The sequence below is a fragment of the Streptomyces sp. NPDC059092 genome (genome assembly GCF_042756365.1).
Classification (GTDB): Bacteria; Actinomycetota; Actinomycetes; order Streptomycetales; family Streptomycetaceae; genus Streptomyces.
On record NZ_JBHZEJ010000079.1, the window covers coordinates 16,179 to 37,787 of the forward strand.

Sequence of the window (21,609 nt, forward strand, 5' to 3'; positions counted from 1 at the left end):
TCGGCTGCGTCACGCGCACGCGAGTCCTTCCAGTACGTCGGCGAGGGCCAGCACTCCGGCCACGCAGTCGTCCTCGGTCGCGGATTCGGCCGGGGAGTGGGAGACACCCGTGGGGTTCCGTACGAACAGCATGGCGGTCGGGATGGAGCCGGACAGAATACCCGCGTCGTGTCCGGCCCCGGTACCGAGTACGGGAACCTCTCGGCGCCCCGATCCGGCTCCGGTTTCAGCGTCGGCAGCCGCTCCGGTTTCGGCTCCGGCAGCGGCTTCGGCTCCGGCTCCGGCTCCGGCGGTGGGGCGGTGGCCGAGGATCCGGCCGAGTTCGTCCCGTAGGGCGTGCTCGAACTCCACGACGGGGGTGAAGGACTCCCGTACGACCCGCAGGTCGATGCCCGTGCGGTCCGCGGCCTCGCGGGCGGCGGCCTCGATCGCGGTGACGACGGCGTCCAGGGCGGACTGGTCGGCGGCGCGGGAGTCCAGCCAGCCGCGCACGAGGGAGGGGATGGCGTTGACGCCGTTGGGCTCGACGGAGATCTTGCCGAAGGTGGCGAGGGCCCCGGCGAGTTCCGCCTCACGGCGGGCGGCGAGGACGGTCTCGGCGTACGTCAGCATCGGGTCGCGGCGGTCGGCGAGACGGGTGGTGCCCGCGTGGTTGGCCTCGCCGCGGAAGTCGAAGCGCCAGCGGCCGTGCGGCCAGATCGCGGACGCGATACCGACGGGGTCGCCGGAGAGGTCGAGGGCGCGTCCCTGCTCGACGTGGAGTTCGACGAACGCGCCGATCCGGGCCAGGCGTTCCGGGTCGGCCCCGAGGGTGGCCGGGTCGTATCCGGCGGCCTCCATCGCCTTCGGCAGCGGGACGCCCTCGCCGTCGCGCAGCTCATGGGCCTGGTCGGCGGTGAGCCGCCCGGCGGTGAGCCGGGAGCCGACGCAGGCGAGACCGAAGCGGGCGCCCTCCTCGTCGCCGAAGTTGGAGATGGCCAGGGGCTTGGTGAACCGCGCCCCCCTGCGCCGGAGTTCGTCCAGCGCGGCGAAGGAGGAGACGACACCGAGGGGTCCGTCGAATGCGCCCCCGTCGGGTACGGAGTCGAGATGCGATCCGGTGACGACGGCGTCCCCGGCGAGGGGGTCGCCGAGCCAGGCCCACTGGTTGCCGTTGCGGTCGACCTCGTAGGTGAGGCCCCGGTCCTCGGCCTGCGCGCGGAACCAGGCGCGGCAGTCGGCGTCGGCGGCGGTCCAGGCGTAGCGGCGGTAGCCGCCGCTGCCGGGGTCGCGGCCGAGGGGGGCGAGGTCGCGCCACATCTCCTGGAAGGAGGCGGGGGCGGGGAGCGCGGCGGGGGCCGGGGGGCGCGGTGCGGGGGACGTCATGCCGTGGCGCCCTCGGCCGACGGGGCGGCGGGCGCGTCCCCTCGGGTGGCCTCCCGGGTGCCCCTCCGGGGGTCCTCCCGCGTGGCCTCCCCCGCACCCTCCCGCATGGGGATGCGGACGTCGCGCTCCTCGGCGACCGTCTCCGCGAGGTCGTACCCGGCGTCGACATGGCGGATGACGCCCATGCCGGGGTCGTTGGTGAGGACGCGGCGGATCTTCTCGCCCGCGAGCGGGGTGCCGTCGGCGACCGAGACCTGGCCCGCGTGGATCGAGCGGCCCATGCCGACGCCGCCGCCGTGGTGGAGGGAGACCCAGGAGGCGCCGGAGGCGACGTTGACCATGGCGTTCAGGAGCGGCCAGTCGGCGATGGCGTCGGAGCCGTCGAGCATGGCCTCGGTCTCGCGGTACGGGGAGGCGACCGAGCCGCAGTCCAGGTGGTCGCGGCCGATGACGAGCGGCGCGGCGAGTTCACCGGAGGCGACCATGTCGTTGAAGCGCTCGCCCGCCTTGTCGCGCTCGCCGTAGCCGAGCCAGCAGATCCGGGCCGGCAGGCCCTGGAAGTGGACGCGCTCGCCCGCCATCTTGATCCAGCGGTGCAGGGACTCGTTCTCCGGGAAGAGGTCGAGGATCGCCCGGTCGGTCTTGTGGATGTCCGACGCCTCGCCGGAGAGCGCCGCCCAGCGGAACGGGCCCTTCCCCTCGCAGAAGAGCGGCCGGATGTAGGCGGGCACGAAGCCGGGGAAGGCGAAGGAACGCTCATATCCGGCCAGTTGGGCCTCGCCGCGGATGGAGTTGCCGTAGTCGAAGACCTCGGCGCCCGCGTCCATGAAGCCGACCATCGCCTCGACGTGCCGGGCCATCGACTCGCGGGCGCGCTGGGTGAAGTCGGCGGGCTTCTCGGCGGCGTACGAGGCCATGTCGTCGAAGTCGACGCCGAGCGGCAGATACGCGAGCGGGTCGTGCGCGGAGGTCTGGTCCGTGACGATGTCGACGGGCGCGCCCTCGGCGAGCATGCGCGGCAGCAGCTCCGCCGCGTTGCCCAGGAGCCCGATGGAGAGCGGACGGCGGGCGTCGCGCGCCTCGGTGGCGAGCTGGAGCGCGTGGTCCAGGCTGTCGGCCCGCACGTCGAGGAAGCGGTGCTCGATACGGCGGTCGATGGCGCGGGGGTCGCAGTCGATACAGATCGCTACCCCGTCGTTCATGGTCACGGCGAGCGGCTGCGCGCCGCCCATGCCGCCCAGACCGGCGGTGAGGGTGATCGTCCCGGCGAGCGTGCCGCCGAACCTCTTCGCGGCGACGGCCGCGAACGTCTCGTACGTGCCCTGGAGGATGCCCTGCGTGCCGATGTAGATCCACGACCCGGCCGTCATCTGGCCGTACATGGTGAGCCCGAGGGATTCGAGCCGCCGGAACTCCTCCCAGTTGGCCCAGTCGCCGACCAGGTTGGAGTTGGCGAGCAGCACGCGCGGCGCCCACTCGTGGGTCTGCATGACGCCCACGGGCCGGCCGGACTGGACGAGCATCGTCTCGTCCTGCTTGAGCGTGCGCAGCGTACGGACCATGGCGTCGAAGGAGCGCCAGTCGCGGGCGGCCTTGCCGGTGCCGCCGTAGACGACGAGCTTGTCGGGGTGTTCCGCGACCTCGGGGTCCAGGTTGTTCTGGAGCATGCGGAGGGCCGCTTCCTGCTGCCATCCCAGGGCGCTCAGTTCCGTACCGCGCGGTGCCCGTACGGGGCGGGGTCCTGACATGGCGGGTGCCTCCTCCGTGACGCTCCTGTTGGACAATCTATTCACATCCTGGCCGGATGAATAGAAGTAGTCAACCACTGCACGGCGGCCCACCGGATGATTGGCTGGCGTCCATGCCTTCCGACCTGCCTTCAGACACGCCCTCGGACCTGCCTCACACGCCTCCCGACCAGGACAAGGGCCAGGAGCAGGGCCAGGACACGGGCGAGCACCCCGCGCACTCCCCCGCCGCCCGCCGCGACCGGGCCGTACGGGCCGCGGTGGAGCAGGGGCTGATCAGCGACGCGACCCCGCTCGTCGCGCTGCTCGACGTGGCCGGAATCCGTTCCTCGGCCGCCGCCCTCCGTGCCGCCTTCGACGAGGTCACCGCCCCCGGCACGCCCGTCCTGCACGCCTTCGCCGTCAAGGCCGCGCCCCTCGTGCCCGTACTCCGCCTGCTGGCCGCGGAGGGCATCGGCGCCGAGGTGGCGAGCCCGGGTGAGCTGGCGCTCGCGCGGGCGGCGGGGGTACGGGCCGACCGCACCGTCCTCGACTCCCCCGCCAAGACCGTCGCGGAGCTGCGCGAGGCCTTCGCGCTCGGCATCGCCGTCAACGCGGACAACCCGCAGGAGCTGGCCCGTATCGACGCCCTGGTCGGCCCGGCGCCCGCCGCCCCCGCCTCGCCCTGCGGGCTGCGGGTCAATCCGCAGCTCGGAGCCGGTTCCATCGGGGCGCTGTCCACCGCGACCGCCACCTCCAAGTTCGGCGTCGCGCTGCGCGACGAGGGCGCCCGCGCCTGGGTGGTCCAGGCGTATCTGGACCGCCCGTGGCTCACCCGGCTGCACACCCACTCCGGTTCGCAGGGCATCCCGTTCGACCTGATGGCCCAGGGCGTACGGACCCTGTACGAACTGGCCGAGGAGATCAACTCGGCGGCCGGCCGCCGGCAGATCGACACCCTCGACATCGGCGGCGGCCTCCCGGTCAACTTCGCCTCCGACGAGGAGACACCCACCTACGCCGCGTACGCCCGGCTCCTCGGGGAGACCGTTCCCGGAATGCTGGACGGACGGTACGGACTGGTGACGGAGTTCGGCCGTTCGCTGCTCGCCAAGCACGGCACGGTCCTCTCGCGCGTCGAATACGCCAAGTCCGCCGGGGGCCGGCCCGTCGCCGTGACCCACGCGGGCGCCCAGGTCGCCACCCGTACCGTCTACGCCCCGGCCTCCTGGCCGGTGCGTATCGCCGCCTACGACGCCGAGGGGCGGCCCAGGACGGGCCCCGCCGTGGCGCAGGACATCGCGGGACCGGCCTGCTTCGCGGGCGACCTGCTCGCCGAGAACCGGCCCCTGCCCCTGCTGGAGCAGGGCGATCTGGTCGCCGCGCTCGACACGGGCGCGTACTTCTTCACCGCCCACTACTCCTACAACAGCCTTGCCAGGCCAGGGATTCACGGCTTTGTCGTGAAAGCGGGTACCGGTGACGAGGTGCGCTTCGCTACCGTACGGGAACAGCAGTCGACCGACGAGATCGTGGCCGAGTCGGGCGGCGCGTACGGCGACGCGCTGCTGGACTGAGGAGCGGAAGTACGAGCGCCACCGGGCCGGACCCATCACATCCGGCCTTCTTCCTATCAACTGCCTCTGAATCGCGTGCATGTTCCGATGGAAAATGCCAGAACGCCCACCCCTCGCACGGACGTTGCGTAATCTCGCGGTTACTGCCGTACGGCAGTGCGCCCGCACGCCCGGCAGGGAGGGGAGTCCGCGTGCCCGGAATCGATGCGTGCCTGGAAGAGGCCATGAGCCTGCCGGGAGCGCGCGGCGCGGCGATCGTCGACTGGACGAGCGGGCTCGCGCTCGGCACGGCGGGTCAGTCGCCCAACGGCGACCACGAGGCCACGGCGGCCGAGACGGCCGAACTGGCGCGCGCCGCCGCCGAGTACACGGCCTTCGCACCCGAGCCGGCCAAGCCGCCGAAGCCGTCAGAGCCTTCCGAGGCGTCGAAGCCTTCCGCGCAGGGCGACGACGAGGGTGACGAGGGTGAGGGTGGCAAAGGGCCGCCCGTCCAGGACCTCATCGTCACCACCCGCACCGGCTACCACATCCTCACCTTCGTCGAGACGACCTTCGACAGCAGCGTCTTCCTGCACCTCTGGCTGGACCGCGACACCGGCAACCTCGCCCTCGCCCGATTACGCCTCGGCCGCCTCGCGGAACGGCTGGTGCTGGGATGACCTCGGCGAGACCCCCGCTCCCCTCCGGCAACTCCGGCAACTCGGGTCACTCGGGCGGCTCCGGCCGCGCCAAGAACACCGGCGCCTCCGCCCTCTCCCCGATGCTCGTACGGCTCGCCGGGGAGCGCGCCACCGGCGCCCTCCTGCGCGACCACGGCACGCTCTACCTCACCGACGGCCGTGTCGTACACGCCGAAAGCCCCGCCGCCCCCGGCATCGACGTCCTGCTCACCGCCGGCGGCCGGCTGCCCCGGGCGGGCTGGGAGGAGGCCGTGAACCAGGCGGGCACCCGCCGCGAGGTCGGCAGATTCCTCGTCGACAGCGGCCGGCTCCACAACGGTGAGCTGGAGATAGCCCATACCGGCGCGCTCTTCGACGCCGCCTTCTTCGCCCTCGCCCCGGCCGGCGGCCCCACCCGCTTCCGTTACGGAGCGGCCCACTGGATCGGCTCCGTACGGCCCGTCACCGCGACGGCCGTGGAACGCGAGACCCTGCGGCGGCGCGAACTCCTCGACCAGGTCTGGCCGTACGCCGCCGTCGACACCGCCCCCGTGGTCGCCCGAAGACCGGCGCCAGGACAAGCGGTCACCCGTCGGCAGCGTGCCCTGCTGGAACTGGCGGACGGTGTACGGACCCCGGTGGCCATCGCCTGGACGCTGGGACGGCCCGCGTTCCACACCCTTCTCGACATCCGCAGGCTGGCCGCAGCCGGCCTGGTCGAGACGCCCGACGACCCGTCGTCGGCCCCCCACGCGACGGTCCCTTCCTGGGTCGCTACGGTCGCCGCGGCCCCGGACATCGCCCTGTTACGCCGGCTCCGCGACGCACTGGAGGCATCCCTGTGACCTTCCGCCCCATCCACCGAGACTCCGAGGGTCCACGGCCGGGAAAGGGCCCGTACGGCCTCGTCCGGGCAGGCCGCGCCACGGCGTCATGAGGCGTGCTCTGCGGGCGCGCGCCGAGAGGAGACAGCTCATGACAGCGGAGGCCGACGTACTCGGCGAACTCAGGCGCCTTCGGGCCCGCCTCCCGCAGCTCACCGGGTCCCTCGCGGCCAGTACCGACGGTCTGGTGCTGGCCCAGGACACCGCGGACGTGGAGGCCGAGGGGGTCGCCGCGCTCACCGCCGCCGCGCTGGGCGTCGCCGTGCGGCTCACGGACGCCACCGGGCAGGGCGCCTTCAAGGAGCTGCTGATCCGGGGTGAGCTGGGGTACGTCGCGACGTACGCGGCGGGCTCCTCGGCGGTTCTGACACTCCTGGCTGAACCCAGGACCAATGTGGGCAGACTCCATCTGGAGGCCCGCCGGTCGAGCGCCCGGATCGGCGAACTGGTCGACGGCGCCCTCGAACGGCTGGAGAACGCCTGACCCATGGCCTCCTCCAACCCCCAGTGCCCCTCGCCCTCCTCCAGCTCTCCGGACTCCTCCACCCCCTCCCCCTCACGCAGAACACGCGCCCCCCGGACCTCCGGAACACCCCGGGCGTCCGTACGACGGAAAGGAAGTGCGACGTTCATGGCCAACACCGAAGCCGCCCTCAAAGAAGCGGTCACCACCATCGAGGGGGCCCTCGGGGCCGCCCTCGTCGACTACTCCAGTGGTATGGCCCTCGGTACGGTCGGCGGCAGCAAGGATCTCGACCTGACCGTCGCGGCGGCCGGCAACACCGATGTGGTCCGGTCGAAGGTCCGCACCATGGAACTGCTCGGCCTCAAGGACGAGATCGAGGACATCCTGATCACCCTCGGAAGCCAGTACCACCTGATCCGGCTGCTCAAGGGCCGTGGAAACAGCGGGCTGTTCCTCTACCTGGCCCTCGACAAGTCGCGGGCGAATCTGGCGATGGCCCGCCACCAGCTCGGCAAGATCGAGTCCAGCCTGGAGGTCTGACCTCCCGGCCCGATGCCGGTTCCCCACCGGTTCCGACCTGGTTCCGACCCGAATCCGAGCCGGCTCCGAGCCGGTCCAGTGCCCGGCTCCGAGCCGGTTCCGAACCCGTTCAACAGTGTTCTGAACGCGTTCGGAACCGTTCCGAACCCGTTCAGCGACGACGCCGTGCCCCGCCGGGCACGGCGTCGCCGGCGCCCGGCCCCGTCGTCCGGTAGCCCTTCACCTTCGCGCCGACGGGCCGCCCGGCCCCGGCCCAGTCCGTACGGACCCACAGCAGCGCCTCGTCCCGCTCCTCGCGCCGCCCCAGCCAGCCCGCCTTGAGCCACAGCCCGGCGCCCGCGCCCGCGAGGGCCAGCCCTCCGGCGACCGGCACCACGAACGAGCACCCCACCGCCACGAGGAACGCCCCGAGCAGCCACCACCGGTGGGCGCGCCGCCAGTTCCGTACCGTCACGGACCGGGCCTGGAGGAAGTCGAACTTCCCGGCACGCGTCGCCGCGTCCGCCCATCCGGTGTACCGGCGCCTTCGTACGAGGACGACCGCGGCGGCGCACACCAGGAAGAGCGCGGCGCCCGCGTACCCGCCGACGCGGCGCCCGGTCAGCCCGGGAATCAGGAACCCGATCCCGGCCGCCAGGCGCCCGCGTACCCGCCGACGCGGCGCCCGGTCAGCCCGGGAATCAGGAACCCGATCCCGGCCGCCAGCACCCCCAGCCACCACAAAGGGGCCGCCCCGGCCCGTACGACGACCGCCACCCGTACCAGAGACTGTCCTGCGCGCCCCACGGCCTGCCGCCTCCTCAAGCGTGCTGCCAACTGTGTGGCGGCAGGTTAGTCACGCACTCTGAGGGTTTCCTGAGAACCGGCGGAACCCGGGCTTCCGGCGGCCCCGGTACGCCCCGCTCACTCCACGAAGAGGCCCCGGGCCGCCGCCCGCGTGTCGAACTCCTCAAGGCGCGCCTGCGCGTCCGGCAGCCCGTCGCACATCGCCTCCAGCAGCACCCGGCCCAGCAGCATCGGCGCGCACGCCGTGTCGAAGGCGAGGCCCGTGCCCACCGCCGCGGGGATCAGCAGATCGCTGTGGGCGGCGACCGGTGCGAAGGCCGAGTCCGCGACCGTCACCACCGTCAGCCCCGCCGAGCGCGCGTACGCCAGCGCCTCCACGACCTCCTTAGGATGGCGCGGCAGCGCGAAGCAGAGCAGCGCGCTCGCGCCCGCGCTCCGTGCCGTGTCGATCCGGTCGGGGAGCATCGTGCCGCCCTCGTCCAGCAGCCGTACGTCGGGGTGGACCTTGGCCGCGAAGTAGGCGAAGCCGCGCGCCTGCGAGGAGGCCGCGCGCAGGCCGAGCACCGGCAGCGGGCGGGAGCCCGCGAGGAGCTTGCCCGCGCGCTCCACGGGCTCGGGGTCGGCGAGGAGTTCGGCGAGCCGGCGCAGATTCTCGATCTCGCCGCGCACGGCCTGCTGGTACTCGTTGTACGGGGTCTCCCCCTCGGCCCGTCCGCCCGGCGCGACCTCCCGCAGGTGCCGGCGCAGCGCGGGGTAGCCGTCGAAGCCGAGCGCGACCGCGAAGCGGGTGACGGAGGGCTGGCTGACCCCGGCCAGCTCCGCCAGTTCGACGCTGGACAGGAACGGCGCGTCCACCGCCTGACGCACCATGCTGTGCGCGATGCGCCGCTGGGTGGGCGTGAGACGGTGGCCCTCGAAGAGCTGCTGGAGCCGGGCGGCGGGGCTGTCGCTCATGCGAGATTCCCTCAATTCCCTTCTTGGGGTCGGTCGTGGAAGGCCGGCGGGTGGGCGGTCAGGTCGTTCGCCAGCTCCGTGAACCGGTCGAGCAGCGTGGCCGCCGCCGTCACATCATCGGTCAACGGCCGGTCCCCCACCTCCGCGTCGAGTACGGACTCGGCCAGCGCGAACGCCCTGCCGACCGGCAGATCCGGCTCGGGACGCAGCCCGCGCTGACGCAACGCCCTTACGCAGGCGACGAGTTCGCATCCGACGACCAGGCGGTACGGGGCGGCGAGACGCAGCGTCTGCCGGGCGGCCAGGGAGGCGAAGCTGGCCTGTTCCTCCACGCCACGGGAGAGCACCGCGTGGCCGAGCGAGGCGGGCGCGGAGAACGCCCGCAGATCGCCGAGGGCCGCGCCCGCCGCGTACTCCAGGATCATCACGCCGGAACTGGCGGGCTCCGCGTCGGCGAGGAAGGGCCGCAGGCGGGTGAAGCCGGGCTCGTTGAGCGCGGAGAGCCGCGAGGTGGAGAGCCGTGCGGTCTGGACGAGCGCGAGCCTGAAGTGGTCCAGCGCCAGGGCGATCTGCGCCAGGTAGAAGCCGCCGTGGTGGTACGCGGCGGGCAGCGGCTCGGCGTCCGTGCCGGGGCGGATCAGCGGGTTCTCGGCGGCGGCGTTGATCTCGACGGCGAGCGCGCGCTCCAACGCGTCGGCGGCGTCGCGCGCCGGGCCGTGTATCTGCGGGACGCAGCGGAAGCCGTACGGGTCCTGGATGCGGCCGAGCGGCGGCCCCGGGCGTTCGGGGGCGCCGAGGATCGCGCGCAGGTCGGCGGCGACGGCGTAGGAGCCGGGGTGCGGGCGGGCGGCGTGCACGGGTTCCGCGTACGCCTCGTACGAGCCGTCGACGGCCAGCAGGGAGAGGGCGGCGACGAGTTCGGTGGCGGTGACGAGGCGTCGCAGTTCGTCCAGGGCGAGCGCGGCCTGGCCGAGGGTCAGGGCGTTGCTGCTGATCAGGGCGAGGGCGTCGTTGTTGTCGAGGGGCTGCGCCGGGGGCGGCGGCCCGCCCCGCCCGGCGTACCCGCCCCGCCCGCCGGTGAACCGACCACCGGTGAACCGCCCGCCGTTCGACCGCTCACCGTGTGACCGCTCACCGTTCGACCGCTCACCGGCCGACGGCCCGCCGCCCGGCCGCCCGTCGTCCTCGTCGGCGAGCCGCCAGGGGTGCTCCCCGGCGAGGGCGAGGCCCATCTGCGCCAGCGCGGCGATGTCGCCCGTGCCGACCGAGCCGAACTCGTGCACCAGCGGGTACGCGCCGGTCTCCAGGGCGTCGCAGAGCGCGGTGACGACGGTGGGCCGCAGCCCGGCCCCGCCCGCCAGGAGCTGGTTGGCGCGTACGGCGAGCATGGCGCGGACCTCGCGGGCGGGCAGCGGATCCCCGATGGCGCCGGCGTGGCTGCGCAGCAGGCGCAGCCCGTGGTCGGCGGCGGCCTCGGTGGGCACGGCCTCGGTGCGGTTGGCGCCGACGCCGGTGGAGCGCCCGTACACCCGGCCCGACGCGGCCAGCTCGCGGGCGACGTGCCAGCTCTGCTCGACGCGCTTGATCGCCTCGGTCCCGGGGACCGGACGGGCGGCGCCGTCGGCGAGCCGGACGATGTCGGCCACCGGGAGGCTCTGTCCGTCGAGCACGACAATGGATGGAATAGTCGTAGTGGCCGGACTCGTACCCCCACCACCCTCTGGCTCCGCCATGCGGGACGACATCATGCTCAAACGCCTCTTTTCGAACCTCGCGTCTCGCCCTGCGGTCATCCGTAACCTGTGATTTACCCGCAGGCATTGACAATCTATTCAGAGAACAAGAACTCTGCATGACTATATGCAGCGAGGCAAGAGACGCGGGTACGGGACGCGGGCAGGCGACTCAAGGGACTACTGATGATCACATTCGACGCGGTGAACAAACGCTTCCCCAACGGCACCACGGCGGTCCACGACCTGACGCTGGAGATGCCCGAGGGGGGCATCACCGTGCTGGTCGGCTCCTCCGGGTGCGGCAAGACCACCACGCTCCGCATGATCAACCGGATGGTCGACCCGACCTCCGGCACGATCCGGCTGGGCGGCAAGGACATCCTCGACCAGGACGCGGCCGAGCTCCGGCGCGGCATCGGCTACGTCATCCAGCAGTCGGGACTCTTCCCGCACCGCACCGTCCTGGACAACATCGCGACCGTGCCCCTGCTGCTCGGCTGGGGCCGTAAAAAAGCGCGGTCGCGGGCGGCGGAGCTGCTGGAGACGGTGGGGCTGACGGCGGAGGCCGGCAAGCGCTACCCGCACCAGCTCTCCGGCGGCCAGCAGCAGCGCGTCGGCGTGGCCAGGGCGCTCGCCGCCGACCCGCCGGTGCTGCTGATGGACGAACCGTTCGGCGCGGTCGACCCGGTCGTCAGGACCCAGCTCCAGGACGAGCTGCTCCGCCTCCAGCAGGAGCTGAACAAGACCATCGCGTTCGTCACGCACGACATCGACGAGGCGGTACGGCTCGGTGACCGCATCGCCGTCTTCCGTACGGGCGGCCACCTCGTCCAGTGCGCCGAACCCGCCGAGCTGCTGGCCCGCCCGGCGGACGCGTTCGTCGCCGACTTCCTCGGCGCGGAGCGCGAGCTGAAGCTGCTGTCGCTGACGACGCTCGCACGGGTGCCGGTCCAGCGGGCGACGACGGTACGGGAGGACGCGGCGGCGCCCGCGCGCGGCAGCGGGCCGCACCTGGTCGTCTCCGCGAAGGGCGAGCCGCTGGGCTGGCTGGACCCGGACGCGCCCTCCGGCACCAGCTCGGCGCGTGGGGAGCCCCTCGCCCCCGTACGGCCGCTGCGCGACACGGACTCGCTGCTCGCGGCGCTGAACGAGTCGATCGCCTCGCCCACGGGGCTGATAGCCCGGGTCGACGCGGACGGCGTGCTGACGGGGGTCACCTCGCGCGAGGCGATCCACGAGCACGCCGGGCGCAGCCACCGGGAGGCGGCGTCGCAGAACGTGGTGGCGGCGGCGGGCCGTATCACCAAGGGCCCGGGGGTGGCAGCGGACACACCCGACGCCGACGACGCCACGGCCGAGGACGCGGCCGTATGACCATCCAATGGTCGTGGATATCCGACCACGCGGGCGATCTCGCCACCCTCACCGTCTCGCACCTCCAGGCCGCCCTCACCGCCGTACTCCTCGGGCTGCTGGTCTCCCTCCCCCTCGCCGTCCTCGCCCACCGGGTGCGCCCGCTGCGCGGGTTCCTGCTCGGGGTCTCGAACGTCCTCTTCACCATCCCGTCCATCGCGGTCTTCGTGCTCCTCCTCCCGGTCTCCGGGCTGACCAGGACCACCACCGTCATCGGGCTGACGATCTACACGCTGGTCGTCCTCCTGCGGAACACGGTCGAAGGACTCGACTCCGTACCGGCCAAGGCCCGCGAGGCCGCCGTGGCGATGGGCACGCGCCCGCTCCGTACGCTCCTCACCGTCGAGCTGCCGCTCGCCCTCCCCGTGATCATGGCGGGCGTGCGGATCGCCACGGTCATGTCGATCTCCCTCGTCAGCGTCGCCACGTACATCGGTGACGGTGGCCTCGGCCAGCTCTTCACCGACGGGTTCCAGCGCAACTTCCCCACCCCGGTGGTGGCCGGCGTCGTACTGACCCTGCTGCTCGCGCTGGTCGCGGACGCGGCTCTGGTCGGCGTCCAGTACGTACTGACCCCCTGGACCAGGCGCCCCAGGATCCGGTCATCGAGCGGGAAGGCCTGACCCGTCATGTACGAACTCTTCAAGAACCTCGGCTCCTGGCTGACCGCGAGCGAGCAGTGGGCGGGGTCCGACGGCATCGGCCACCGGCTCGCCGAGCACCTTCAGTACTCGCTGCTCGCGACCCTGATCGCCGCCGTGATCGCGCTGCCCGTCGGACTGCTGATCGGGCACACGGGGCGCGGCGCGTTCCTCGCGATCAACCTGGCCTCCTTCGGCCGCGCGCTGCCGACGGTCGGGCTGGTCGTACTGGTCTTCCTGGCCAGCGGGCTCTCCATGACGCCGGTGTACGTGGCGCTGGTCGCGCTCGCGGTGCCGTCGATCGTGACGAACACGTACGCGGGGATGAGCGCGATCGACCCGGAGGTGAAGGACGCGGCACGGGGCCAGGGCATGCGCGGCCACCAGGTGCTGCTCCAGGTGGAGATCCCGCTCGCGCTGCCGCTGATCATGACCGGGCTGCGGCTCGCGCTGATCCAGGTGGTGGCGACGGCGACGATCGCCGCGTACGTCAGCTTCGGCGGCCTGGGCCGGTACGTCTTCGACGGTCTGGCCCAGCGCGACCTCGTCCAGGTGCTGGGCGGGGCGGTGCTGGTCGCGGTGGTCGCCGTCGTCCTGGACCTGGCGCTCTCCGGGCTCCAGCGCGTCCTGTTCCGCCACCGCACGCCCGCGTGACCCGCATGCCCGCGTGACCCGCCCCCTCCTCGCCTTCTCCGTACCCTTCCGGGAGACCTTCCAATGAACGCACCGATGAACCGGCGCACCCTCCTCGGCGGCCTGTTCGCCGCGGCCTCCGTCCCCGTGCTCGCCGCGTGCGGCGGCGGCATCACCTCCCTCGACGGCCGGAGCGCGGCCGGTGGGAGCGGAGGCGGCGGCTCCAGCGCGGACGGGATCACCATCGGCACCGCCAACTTCACCGAGAACCAGATCCTCGGACACCTCTACGCGTCCGTCCTCGGCGCCGCCGGGGTGAAGACGAACGTCCGCCCCAACCTCGGCACCCGCGAGATCCTCATCCCCGCGCTCAAGGGCGGCGACATCGATCTGCTCCCCGAGTACCAGGGCGCGCTGCTGCACTACCTCTCCCCCAAGGCCACCGCCACGGAGGAGGGTGACATGCAGAACGCCCTGGCCGTCGCCCTCCCGGCGGGGCTCCAGGTCCTCCCGTACGGGAAGGCCGAGGACTCCGACGCCTTCGCCGTCACGCGCGCGACCGCCGAGAAGTACGGGCTGCGGACCCTGGCGGACCTGGCGAAGCAGAACGGGAAGCTGGTCGTGGGGGCGGCACCCGAGGTGAAGAAGCGGGTGGTGGGTGTCGTGGGGCTCAAGGAGGTCTACGGCGTGGAGTTCAAGGAGTTCAAGTCGCTGGACTCCTCGGGGCCGCTGGTCAAGGGCGCGCTGAAGAAGGGGGACGTGGACGTCGCCAACCTGTTCACCACGGACACCGACATAGCGGCCGAGGGCTGGGTGGTGCTCACCGACCCGAAGAACCTGATCCCCGGGCAGCACATCGTCCCCCTGATCGCCGACCGCAAGGCCGACTCGACGGTACGCAAGGCGCTGGCCCGGCTGGGCAACGCGCTGTCGACGGAGGACCTGACGGAGCTGAACCGCAAGGTCGACAAGGACAAGAAGGACCCGGAGGACGTGGCGAGGGAGTGGACGGCCGAGCGGGGGCTGACGAAGAAGTAGCGGCCCCCGGGGACACCCGCGGTCCCCGGGACGCCGGTGGTCCGCCACAGGGCGAAGACGGGGGGTAACCCCAATGACCGGGACGGCGCCCGCTCCGTACCGTACGGGGATGGAAGCCCGCGATCCTGAGCTGAAGAGGGAACTCGACGCCACACTCCAGGCGCGCGTCGATCTGGGGGCGGAGTACGACTCCGCGCTCGTCGAGTCGTTCCTGGAGAAGGTGGAGCAGCGGCTGGACAGCACGGTCGACCGCCGTGTGCGGCGTCAGCTCGCCGAGAAACAGATGGTCGTCGCCCGTGGCAACGCGCCGTCGTCGCCGACGGCGGAGGGGTTCGGGGAGCGCTTCGGGTTCGGCCTCGTCTCCCTGATCCTCGCCGTCCCGCTCACCGCGATCGCCGTGGTGAACGCGGGCCTCAAGGGCCTGGCGGTCGCCTGGATCGGCATCGTCGCGGTCAACGCGGTGCACGCGTCGCGCGGCTGGTCCCGGACGCCCCGGCGGCGTACGGAGTCCGGCTGGGAGGACTGAGCGGACCGGGAGCGCGCCGGAGCCGAAGCAGCGGAGACCGCAGACGCGGCAGAGGTGGCGGAGATAGTCGCGGGGACCGCCGCACCCCCGTTGCCGGGGGGCGGGACGACGGCGGTCCCCGCGAGGGACACGGTCCGGGTCAGGGCCGGCTGACGTGTCCGGGCGTCCATGGAGGTCCGGGAGCCGCTCCGGAAGTCCTTGACGCCGACAACAACGACTATGCAGGGCCCGTGTTAAGCGAGTGCTGCGCGCACGTGTCGCGCTCGTACCACTTTCGCGAACCCGAGCTTCCGCATCACCGCCGACCGTCCGTGGGTGGCCTGTTCCGGCCACCCACCAGCGGTTACTTCGCGCCGCCTACCGCGCCGCCGACGACCGCGCCGCCGACCGAACCGCCGGCCATGCCTCCGGCGAGGTACGCCAGCAGGTCCTGCCGGCTCACGACGCCCGTCGGCTTCCCCTCGACCAGGACGATCGCCGCGTCCGCGCCGTCCGAACCGCTCAGCGCGGCCATCAGGTCGGCGACCGGCTCGCCCGAGCCGACCTGCGGCAGCGGGGACGACATGTGCTTGTCCAGCGGGTCTCCGAGCGAGGCGCGCTGGGTGAACAGCGCGTCCAGCAGTTCCCGCTCCACCACCGAGCCGATGACCTCCGCGGCCATCACGTCCGGGTGGCCGGCGCCCGGCTTCACGATCGGCATCTGGGAGACGCCGTACTCCCGCAGGACGTCGATGGCCTCGCCCACCGTCTCCTCGGGGTGCATGTGCACGAGGGTCGGGATCGGGCCCGCCTTGTGGCGCAGCACGTCCCCGACGCTCGCGGTGTCTCCCTCGTGGTCGAGGAAGCCGTAGTCGTTCATCCACTCGTCGTTGAAGATCTTGCTGAGGTAGCCGCGGCCGCTGTCCGGCAGCAGGACGACCACGACATCGTCCGGGCCGAGCCCCTCCGCGACCTTCAGCGCCGCGACGACCGCCATCCCGCAGGAGCCGCCGACGAGCAGACCCTCCTCCTTGGCGAGGCGACGCGTCATCCGGAAGGAGTCCTTGTCGGACACGGCGACGATCTCGTCCGTGACCGTACGGTCGTACGCCGTCGGCCAGAAGTCCTCACCGACCCCCTCGACCAGGTACGGCCGCCCGGAGCCGCCCGAGTAGACGGACCCCTCGGGGTCGGCGCCCACGATCCGTACGTGGCCCCCGCTCTTCTCCTTCAGGTAGCGGCCGGTGCCGGTGATCGTGCCGCCCGTGCCGACACCCGCGACGAAATGGGTGATTTTCCCGTCCGTCTGGTCCCACAGCTCCGGACCGGTGGTCTCGTAGTGCGAGCGCGGGTTGTTCGGGTTGCTGTACTGGTCCGGCTTCCAGGCGCCCGGCGTCTCACGCACCAGCCGGTCGGAGACGTTGTAGTACGAGTCGGGGTGGTCGGGGTCGACCGCCGTGGGGCAGACGACGACCTCGGCGCCGTACGCCCGCAGTACGTTGATCTTGTCCGTGGAGACCTTGTCGGGGCAGACGAAGACGCACTTGTAGCCCTTCCGCTGGGCCACGATGGCGAGGCCGACGCCCGTGTTGCCGCTCGTCGGTTCGACGATCGTGCCGCCGGGCAGCAGTTCGCCGCTCTCCTCGGCCGCCTCGATCATGCGCAGGGCGATCCGGTCCTTGACCGAACCGCCGGGGTTGAAGTATTCGACCTTGGCCAGGACTGTCGCCTGGATACCTTCGGTCACGCTGGTCAGCTTCAGCAGCGGGGTATTGCCGACCAGGCTGATCATCGAGTCGTGGAATTGCACCGTTGTCTCCGGGGTCTCCGTGATGGTCCGGCCAGCGTATGCGCCCGCGGGTGAGATTGGGCGACCGTACCCACGGGGCAGTTAGCTGGTGTACGTACTCGTGCGTAAGACGACGAGGAGGCTCGCACTGTGTCGAGGGCGAGGGTGGCACGACGGATCGCGGCGGGCGCGGCCTACGGGGGCGGGTCCATCGGCCTGCTGGGAGCGGCGGGCGTCGGGGTGGTGCTGGCGGAGGTCCAGCTCGCGAAGCGGTCGGTGGGCGGCGGGACCGCTCCCGTACCGCCCAGCGGCGACGGCTGGTACGGACTGGCCTTCGGCCACACGGAGCCGCTGCGGATGGGCATGCTGGGTGACTCCACGGCGGCGGGACAGGGCGTACGGCGGGCGGGGCAGACCCCGGGGGCGCTGCTCGCCTCGGGTCTCGCGGCGGTCGCGGAACGCCCGGTCGACCTGCGGAACGTGGCGCTCCCCGGGGCCAGGTCCGACGATCTGGAGCGGCAGGTGAGCCAGCTCCTGACGGAGCCGGGCGCGTGGCCTGGTCCTGGTCCCGGCCCCGGGCCCGGTTCCGCCTCGCACCGCGTCCCGGACGTCTGCGTGATCATGATCGGCGCGAACGACGTCACGCACCGGATGCCGGCGACCGAGTCCGTACGGTGCCTGGCGGCGGCGGTACGGCGGCTGCGTACGGCCGGCGCGGAGGTGGTCGTCGGGACCTGCCCCGACCTGGGCACGATCGAGCCGGTGTACCAGCCGCTGCGCTGGCTGGCCCGGCGGGCGAGCCGGCAGCTCGCGGCGGCGCAGACGATCGTGGCGGTGGAGCAGGGCGGCCGTACGGTCTCGCTGGGCGACCTGCTGGGACCGGAGTTCGCGGCCAACCCGCGTGAGCTGTTCGGCCCGGACAACTACCACCCGTCGGCGGAGGGGTACGCGACGGCCGCCATGGCGGTCCTGCCCACCCTCTGCGCGGTGCTCGGCCTGTGGCCGGAGACGGACCACCTCGACGCCGCGCGCGACGAGGACATGCTGCCGGTCGCGAAGGCGGCCTCGGCGGCGGCGTCCCGCGCCGGTACGGAGGTCACGGGCGTCCGGGCGCCGTGGGCCCTGCTCAAGCACCGGCGCCGGCGGCACCCGCTGCCGTCCCCGGCGGAGGCCACCCCGGCGGAGGCCACCCCGGAGGATCCGGGCACGGAGGATCCGAGCGCGGCGGAGGCGCACGAGGTGGGACGGGAGGCGTGAGGAGGCGCGGAACCGGATGAGCAAGCGCTTAGAAAAGAGGCCCGCATCACACGTCGGGCCGGGTGACCCGCGCACTACGTACGGGTAACTTCCCAGTGAGCCCTGCCCTTGTGGCCACTCCCGCACCCTTGGAGCCGTGATGCCCGAAGCCGTGATCGTCTCTGCCGCCCGCTCCCCGATCGGCCGGGCCTTCAAGGGCTCGCTCAAGGAGCTGCGGCCCGACGACCTGACCGCCACGATCATCCGCGCCGCGCTCGACAGGATCCCCGAGCTGGACCCGCGCGACATCGACGACCTGATGCTCGGCTGTGGCCTGCCGGGCGGCGAACAGGGCCACAACCTGGGCCGTATCGTCGCCGTACAGCTCGGCATGGACCACCTTCCCGGGTGCACGATCACCCGCTACTGCTCCTCGTCGCTCCAGACCTCCCGGATGGCCCTGCACGCCATCAAGGCGGGCGAGGGCGACGTCTTCATCTCGGCGGGCGTCGAGATGGTCTCGCGCTCCGTCAACGGCTCCTCCGACGGCATGCCCGGCACGCACAACCCGCTCTTCGCGGACGCCGAGGCGAGGACCGCCGCCGTCGCGGGGAGCGAGGGCGCCGAGTGGCACGACCCGCGCGCCGACAGCCTGGTCCCCGACGCGTACATCGCGATGGGGCAGACCGCCGAGAACCTGGCCCGCCTCAAGGGCGTCACGCGCGAGGAGATGGACGAGTTCGGCGTACGGTCGCAGAACCTCGCCGAGGAAGCCCTCAAGAACGGCTTCTGGGAGCGCGAGATCACCCCGGTGACCACGCCGGACGGCACGGTCGTCTCCGCTGACGACGGTCCGCGCGCGGGCGTCACCCTGGAGGGCGTGCGGGGCCTCAGGCCCGTCTTCCGCCCCGACGGACGGATCACGGCCGGCAACTGCTGCCCCCTCAACGACGGCGCCGCCGCGCTCGTGATCATGTCGGACACCAAGGCGCGCGAGCTGGGCCTGACCCCGCTGGCCCGCATCGTCTCCACCGGCGTCACCGGCCTGTCGCCGGAGATCATGGGATACGGCCCGGTCGAGGCGTCCCGGCAGGCGCTCTCCCGCGCCGGACTGACCGTCGGGGACATCGACCTGGTCGAGATCAACGAGGCGTTCGCGGCCCAGGTCATCCCGTCCTACCGGGACCTGGGCGTCCCGCTGGAGAAGCTGAACGTCAACGGCGGCGCGATCGCCGTGGGCCACCCCTTCGGCATGACCGGCGCGCGGATCACCGGAACACTGATCAACAGCCTCCAGTTCCACGACAAGCAGTTCGGCCTGGAGACGATGTGCGTGGGCGGCGGCCAGGGCATGGCGATGGTGATCGAGCGGCTGAGCTGAGCCGCAGCGGAGGGTAGGGGTCGCCCGAGGTACGAGGGCGGCACCTGCCCGCAGCGGAGGCGAAGCCCAGCACGACCAGAAGCACGAGCGGCTGAGCTGAGCCGATTCCGGAGGAGCGCTCACTCAACGTGTTCAAGTAGTCCGGAAAGGTGACCCCACCACCCCTCGATCCCCAGTCGTGACTGAATCTCCCCCAGGATGTGACCTATGCCCGGGGGAGATTCGTTTGCCCTGGTCAGGGCGGTGAACCGGCGGCACATAAGGCCGAAAGACCTGTCCATTTCATGACGTAATGCACTGCCGCGCGGTCCCCGCCCTCGACAAGCTGAGGTAGGAAGTCGGGGGTATCGATCGGAATCGGGAGTAGTCAGTGAGCACCTTGTCTCTTGCCTTGCTGCTGACCACGGCCACCGCCACGGCCGTGGGCGTCGCTGCCCTGCACGCCGCTCACTCGCTGCGTCGGCAGGTCAGCGCCCTGCGCGGCGACCTGGCCGCGGTGCACCCCGGCGGCCTCACCGCCGCCGTCCCGCAGGCCAGAAGCGCGTCCGACCCTGCCCAGACCGACGCCATACGTACCGCTGTCGCCGAGGCCCTGGCCGAGGAGCGGGAGCGCGAGCTGGCCGAGGCGCGGGCCTTCTGGGCCGCGCAGGAGGCGCGCGACGCCACCGACGCCCCGTCGATGCTGGGCGGGCTGTCCGGCCTCGGCGCGGAGGACACGCCGTTCTACGTGCCGCGCCAGATGGACTTCGTCGGCCTGGAGTCGCTGGAGGCCCTGGAAGCGCTCGACCTGGACGCCGCGGAGTCGTTCGACGACCACGCGGGCCACCCGGGCCACTCCGCGTCCGGCGAACTGTCGGAGCCGATGGGTACGACGCTCGGCATGGGCGGCATGACCGGCATGGGCGAGGCCGTCGAGTTCGCGGAGGACTCCCCCGAGCTGGCCGCCGCCCGCCGACGCCACCCCTCGCACCCGGACTTCGTCCCCGTGCAGACCCCGGTCGTCACCGACCACGAGCGCACCGTCGCCCGGCTCGAAGAGCTGGCGCAGACGCGTACGGCGCTGGCCGACGTCCGCCCCGGCCCGCTGGGCACGCTCGACGTCTACGTCTTCGCCGACGGTACGACGCTGTGCATGACCCCGGGCCACCGCGAGACCGCCGAGCGTCTCTCCGACGCGCTGCGCGAGGGCGAGGCCCCGTTCCTGCTGGGCGGGTCCGGTGTCTCGGGCGCGTACACCCTGACGTTCTCCTGCGGCGGGGACGGTTACCGGCACGGTGACACCGGCGCCGAGCACATCTACATCCTGGCGGACCGCGTCATAGCGTCGCTCTGACGGACCGCGGCCCACCGGCCGCGTACGAACGGCCGGCCGGCCGCGTACGACCGCAGGACCCGCCGGAAAGACCCGCCGGAGCGGTCAGAGCGACGCCTCGGAGACCGCCTTCCCCACCGACCGCACGGCCTCGTCCAGTTCCGCCTCGGACGGGGCCGTCCGCAGTGCCTCGGCCAGGTCCCCGGCGGCGACCGTGAGCTGGTCCGCGACGGCGAAGACACCGGCGTCCGGCATGATCCGTACCGCCGTCCCCGGGCTCTCCAGGCGCTGGGCCCGTACGGACAACTCCCTGGCCAGTTCCAGCGCGCGGGCCGCGGCGCCACGCTGGAGCCGGCTCTGCGGGGCGGTCCTCAGCCGGTCGGCGAAACGGTCCACGGCAGCCGTCAGCGGCGTTGTATCGAGCACCCGCCCGACCCTACGCGGCTGCCGGGACGCACGGCCACCGGCTTGCCAACAGCCCTTGCCAACGGCTCCCGGCTCAGGCACGGTGGGCGTAAAGGACCAGAAGGACCCGAAGGACCGAAAGGATCCCGTCCAGAAGGACCAGCAAGCAGCGCAGAGCGTCCGGAGGCGCCGATGTCCCTTGTCTTCTCCGAAGAGACCCACCGCAACCTGCTCGCCCGTATCCCCCATTGCACCGGTCGTGAGATCTCCGACTGGCTCCGTACCGTCGAGGACGGCCCTTCTCTCTTCCGTTTCGAGGAGAAGGTGAGCTGGCTGAGGAGTGAGCACGACCTCGCGTACGGCCATGCGAAAGCGATCGTCCACGAGTACGACCTGAGGCGCGCGGCGCGCCGTCTCACCTAGGCCGTACCGGCTGCCGCATCCGGCGAGACGTACCGGCCACGGCGGAAAACAACGAGAAACACGACGGAGGGGTGGGGGGGGGCGAGAGCAGCGCGCCCCACCCCACCCCGCACTCATCCCGCACGGCGCCCGCGGCCGG

Annotated in this window: 20 protein-coding genes and 1 pseudogene; 14 read left to right on the plus strand and 7 right to left on the minus strand. The window is 72.4% G+C overall.

The features are described 5' to 3' along the window. Positions 1 to 9: 9 nt before the first annotated feature. Both ACFXPL_RS32015 and hutU read right to left on the minus strand, forming a co-directional pair. The gene (locus ACFXPL_RS32015) at positions 10 to 1,365 is read right to left on the minus strand and encodes an allantoate amidohydrolase (RefSeq protein ID WP_384926216.1); all 1,356 of its coding nucleotides are present in this window, start codon (positions 1,363 to 1,365) and stop codon (positions 10 to 12) included. After that, on the minus strand, positions 1,362 to 3,113 hold the full coding sequence (gene hutU, locus ACFXPL_RS32020) for a urocanate hydratase (RefSeq protein WP_384926218.1): 1,752 nt from the start codon (positions 3,111 to 3,113) through the stop codon (positions 1,362 to 1,364). Before hutU ends, ACFXPL_RS32015 begins: the two co-directional genes overlap by 4 nt. Before the next feature lie 113 nt (positions 3,114 to 3,226). Here hutU and ACFXPL_RS32025 point away from each other — a divergent pair, with 113 nt between their 5' ends. The 5 genes from ACFXPL_RS32025 to ACFXPL_RS32045 all read left to right on the plus strand — a co-directional run bounded on the left by ACFXPL_RS32025 (position 3,227) and on the right by ACFXPL_RS32045 (position 7,218). Then, complete coding sequence (locus ACFXPL_RS32025) at positions 3,227 to 4,669, plus strand: diaminopimelate decarboxylase (RefSeq protein ID WP_384926220.1); 1,443 nt, start codon at positions 3,227 to 3,229, stop codon at positions 4,667 to 4,669. Between the two features lie 191 nt (positions 4,670 to 4,860). Continuing rightward, positions 4,861 to 5,328: a hypothetical protein gene (locus ACFXPL_RS32030; RefSeq protein WP_384926222.1), complete on the plus strand. Its 468-nt coding sequence runs from the start codon at positions 4,861 to 4,863 to the stop codon at positions 5,326 to 5,328. A 101-nt stretch (positions 5,329 to 5,429) separates the two neighbouring features. Further along, positions 5,430 to 6,173 carry a transcriptional regulator gene (locus tag ACFXPL_RS32035; protein WP_384926249.1) on the plus strand — a complete coding sequence of 248 codons (744 nt, stop codon included), beginning with the start codon at positions 5,430 to 5,432 and terminating at the stop codon, positions 6,171 to 6,173. 130 nt (positions 6,174 to 6,303) lie between these two features. Beyond that, positions 6,304 to 6,696, plus strand: coding sequence for a roadblock/LC7 domain-containing protein (locus ACFXPL_RS32040; RefSeq protein WP_384926224.1), 393 nt, complete (start codon positions 6,304 to 6,306; stop codon positions 6,694 to 6,696). A gap of 147 nt (positions 6,697 to 6,843) precedes the next feature. Continuing rightward, positions 6,844 to 7,218 carry a hypothetical protein gene (locus tag ACFXPL_RS32045; RefSeq protein WP_384926226.1) on the plus strand — a complete coding sequence of 125 codons (375 nt, stop codon included), beginning with the start codon at positions 6,844 to 6,846 and terminating at the stop codon, positions 7,216 to 7,218. A 151-nt stretch (positions 7,219 to 7,369) separates the two neighbouring features. On the opposite strand, the pseudogene ACFXPL_RS32050 reads toward ACFXPL_RS32045, so the two are convergent. The 3 genes and pseudogenes from ACFXPL_RS32050 to ACFXPL_RS32060 form a co-directional block, all read right to left on the minus strand. Next, positions 7,370 to 8,004, minus strand: a pseudogene (locus ACFXPL_RS32050) (hypothetical protein). Positions 8,005 to 8,121: 117 nt separating this feature from the next. After that, entirely contained in the window at positions 8,122 to 8,958 is an 837-nt protein-coding gene (locus tag ACFXPL_RS32055; protein WP_384926227.1) for a MurR/RpiR family transcriptional regulator, read from the minus strand. Between the two features lie 11 nt (positions 8,959 to 8,969). Then, positions 8,970 to 10,703, minus strand: a complete 1,734-nt coding sequence (locus ACFXPL_RS32060) for an aromatic amino acid ammonia-lyase (RefSeq protein WP_384926251.1) — start codon at positions 10,701 to 10,703, stop codon at positions 8,970 to 8,972. A gap of 174 nt (positions 10,704 to 10,877) precedes the next feature. Between ACFXPL_RS32060 and ACFXPL_RS32065 the strand changes: the two genes are divergently transcribed. The 5 genes from ACFXPL_RS32065 (at position 10,878) to ACFXPL_RS32085 (ending at position 14,945) form a co-directional block, all read left to right on the plus strand. After that, entirely contained in the window at positions 10,878 to 12,068 is a 1,191-nt protein-coding gene (locus tag ACFXPL_RS32065; RefSeq protein WP_384926229.1) for an ABC transporter ATP-binding protein, read from the plus strand. Next, positions 12,065 to 12,730 (plus strand): ABC transporter permease, encoded by a 666-nt coding sequence (locus ACFXPL_RS32070; RefSeq protein WP_384926231.1) that lies wholly within the window; start codon positions 12,065 to 12,067, stop codon positions 12,728 to 12,730. The genes ACFXPL_RS32065 and ACFXPL_RS32070 overlap by 4 nt, the downstream gene beginning before the upstream one ends. Before the next feature lie 6 nt (positions 12,731 to 12,736). Continuing rightward, complete coding sequence (locus ACFXPL_RS32075; RefSeq protein ID WP_384926233.1) at positions 12,737 to 13,402, plus strand: ABC transporter permease; 666 nt, start codon at positions 12,737 to 12,739, stop codon at positions 13,400 to 13,402. Between the two features lie 75 nt (positions 13,403 to 13,477). Further along, a complete protein-coding gene (locus ACFXPL_RS32080; protein WP_384926253.1) occupies positions 13,478 to 14,419 on the plus strand; it encodes an ABC transporter substrate-binding protein in 942 nt (313 codons plus the stop codon). A 109-nt stretch (positions 14,420 to 14,528) separates the two neighbouring features. Further along, the gene (locus tag ACFXPL_RS32085; RefSeq protein WP_384926235.1) at positions 14,529 to 14,945 is read left to right on the plus strand and encodes a hypothetical protein; all 417 of its coding nucleotides are present in this window, start codon (positions 14,529 to 14,531) and stop codon (positions 14,943 to 14,945) included. A 343-nt stretch (positions 14,946 to 15,288) separates the two neighbouring features. Here ACFXPL_RS32085 and ACFXPL_RS32090 read toward each other — a convergent pair whose 3' ends face one another. Continuing rightward, positions 15,289 to 16,734, minus strand: a complete 1,446-nt coding sequence (locus ACFXPL_RS32090) for a cystathionine beta-synthase (protein ID WP_384926237.1) — start codon at positions 16,732 to 16,734, stop codon at positions 15,289 to 15,291. Positions 16,735 to 16,878: 144 nt separating this feature from the next. Here ACFXPL_RS32090 and ACFXPL_RS32095 point away from each other — a divergent pair, with 144 nt between their 5' ends. The 3 genes from ACFXPL_RS32095 to ACFXPL_RS32105 all read left to right on the plus strand — a co-directional run bounded on the left by ACFXPL_RS32095 (position 16,879) and on the right by ACFXPL_RS32105 (position 20,663). After that, on the plus strand, positions 16,879 to 17,970 hold the full coding sequence (locus ACFXPL_RS32095; protein WP_384926255.1) for an SGNH/GDSL hydrolase family protein: 1,092 nt from the start codon (positions 16,879 to 16,881) through the stop codon (positions 17,968 to 17,970). A 139-nt stretch (positions 17,971 to 18,109) separates the two neighbouring features. Further along, entirely contained in the window at positions 18,110 to 19,330 is a 1,221-nt protein-coding gene (locus ACFXPL_RS32100; RefSeq protein ID WP_384926239.1) for an acetyl-CoA C-acetyltransferase, read from the plus strand. A gap of 394 nt (positions 19,331 to 19,724) precedes the next feature. After that, positions 19,725 to 20,663 (plus strand): hypothetical protein, encoded by a 939-nt coding sequence (locus tag ACFXPL_RS32105; protein WP_384926257.1) that lies wholly within the window; start codon positions 19,725 to 19,727, stop codon positions 20,661 to 20,663. Positions 20,664 to 20,747: 84 nt separating this feature from the next. Here ACFXPL_RS32105 and ACFXPL_RS32110 read toward each other — a convergent pair whose 3' ends face one another. Continuing rightward, positions 20,748 to 21,068, minus strand: coding sequence for a hypothetical protein (locus ACFXPL_RS32110; RefSeq protein ID WP_384926241.1), 321 nt, complete (start codon positions 21,066 to 21,068; stop codon positions 20,748 to 20,750). Between the two features lie 171 nt (positions 21,069 to 21,239). Between ACFXPL_RS32110 and ACFXPL_RS32115 the strand changes: the two genes are divergently transcribed. Continuing rightward, a complete protein-coding gene (locus tag ACFXPL_RS32115; RefSeq protein ID WP_329823452.1) occupies positions 21,240 to 21,470 on the plus strand; it encodes a DUF4287 domain-containing protein in 231 nt (76 codons plus the stop codon). The last annotated feature ends 139 nt before the right edge of the window (positions 21,471 to 21,609 follow it).

Bases quoted from the DNA above. Each gene is read 5' to 3' on its own strand.
- ACFXPL_RS32070 (WP_384926231.1), top strand. From the start codon at position 12,065: ATGACCATCCAATGGTCGTGGATATCCGACCACGCGGGCGATCTCGCC.
- ACFXPL_RS32080 (WP_384926253.1), top strand. From the start codon at position 13,478: ATGAACCGGCGCACCCTCCTCGGCGGCCTGTTCGCCGCGGCCTCCGTC.
- ACFXPL_RS32040 (WP_384926224.1), top strand. From the start codon at position 6,304: ATGACAGCGGAGGCCGACGTACTCGGCGAACTCAGGCGCCTTCGGGCC.
- ACFXPL_RS32075 (WP_384926233.1), top strand. From the start codon at position 12,737: ATGTACGAACTCTTCAAGAACCTCGGCTCCTGGCTGACCGCGAGCGAG.
- ACFXPL_RS32100 (WP_384926239.1), top strand. From the start codon at position 18,110: ATGCCCGAAGCCGTGATCGTCTCTGCCGCCCGCTCCCCGATCGGCCGG.
- ACFXPL_RS32015 (WP_384926216.1), bottom strand. From the start codon at position 1,365: ATGACGTCCCCCGCACCGCGCCCCCCGGCCCCCGCCGCGCTCCCCGCC.
- hutU (WP_384926218.1), bottom strand. From the start codon at position 3,113: ATGTCAGGACCCCGCCCCGTACGGGCACCGCGCGGTACGGAACTGAGC.
- ACFXPL_RS32035 (WP_384926249.1), top strand. From the start codon at position 5,430: ATGCTCGTACGGCTCGCCGGGGAGCGCGCCACCGGCGCCCTCCTGCGC.
- ACFXPL_RS32065 (WP_384926229.1), top strand. From the start codon at position 10,878: ATGATCACATTCGACGCGGTGAACAAACGCTTCCCCAACGGCACCACG.
- ACFXPL_RS32060 (WP_384926251.1), bottom strand. From the start codon at position 10,703: ATGTCGTCCCGCATGGCGGAGCCAGAGGGTGGTGGGGGTACGAGTCCG.
- ACFXPL_RS32045 (WP_384926226.1), top strand. From the start codon at position 6,844: ATGGCCAACACCGAAGCCGCCCTCAAAGAAGCGGTCACCACCATCGAG.
- ACFXPL_RS32025 (WP_384926220.1), top strand. From the start codon at position 3,227: ATGCCTTCCGACCTGCCTTCAGACACGCCCTCGGACCTGCCTCACACG.
- ACFXPL_RS32055 (WP_384926227.1), bottom strand. From the start codon at position 8,958: ATGAGCGACAGCCCCGCCGCCCGGCTCCAGCAGCTCTTCGAGGGCCAC.
- ACFXPL_RS32085 (WP_384926235.1), top strand. From the start codon at position 14,529: ATGGAAGCCCGCGATCCTGAGCTGAAGAGGGAACTCGACGCCACACTC.
- ACFXPL_RS32115 (WP_329823452.1), top strand. From the start codon at position 21,240: ATGTCCCTTGTCTTCTCCGAAGAGACCCACCGCAACCTGCTCGCCCGT.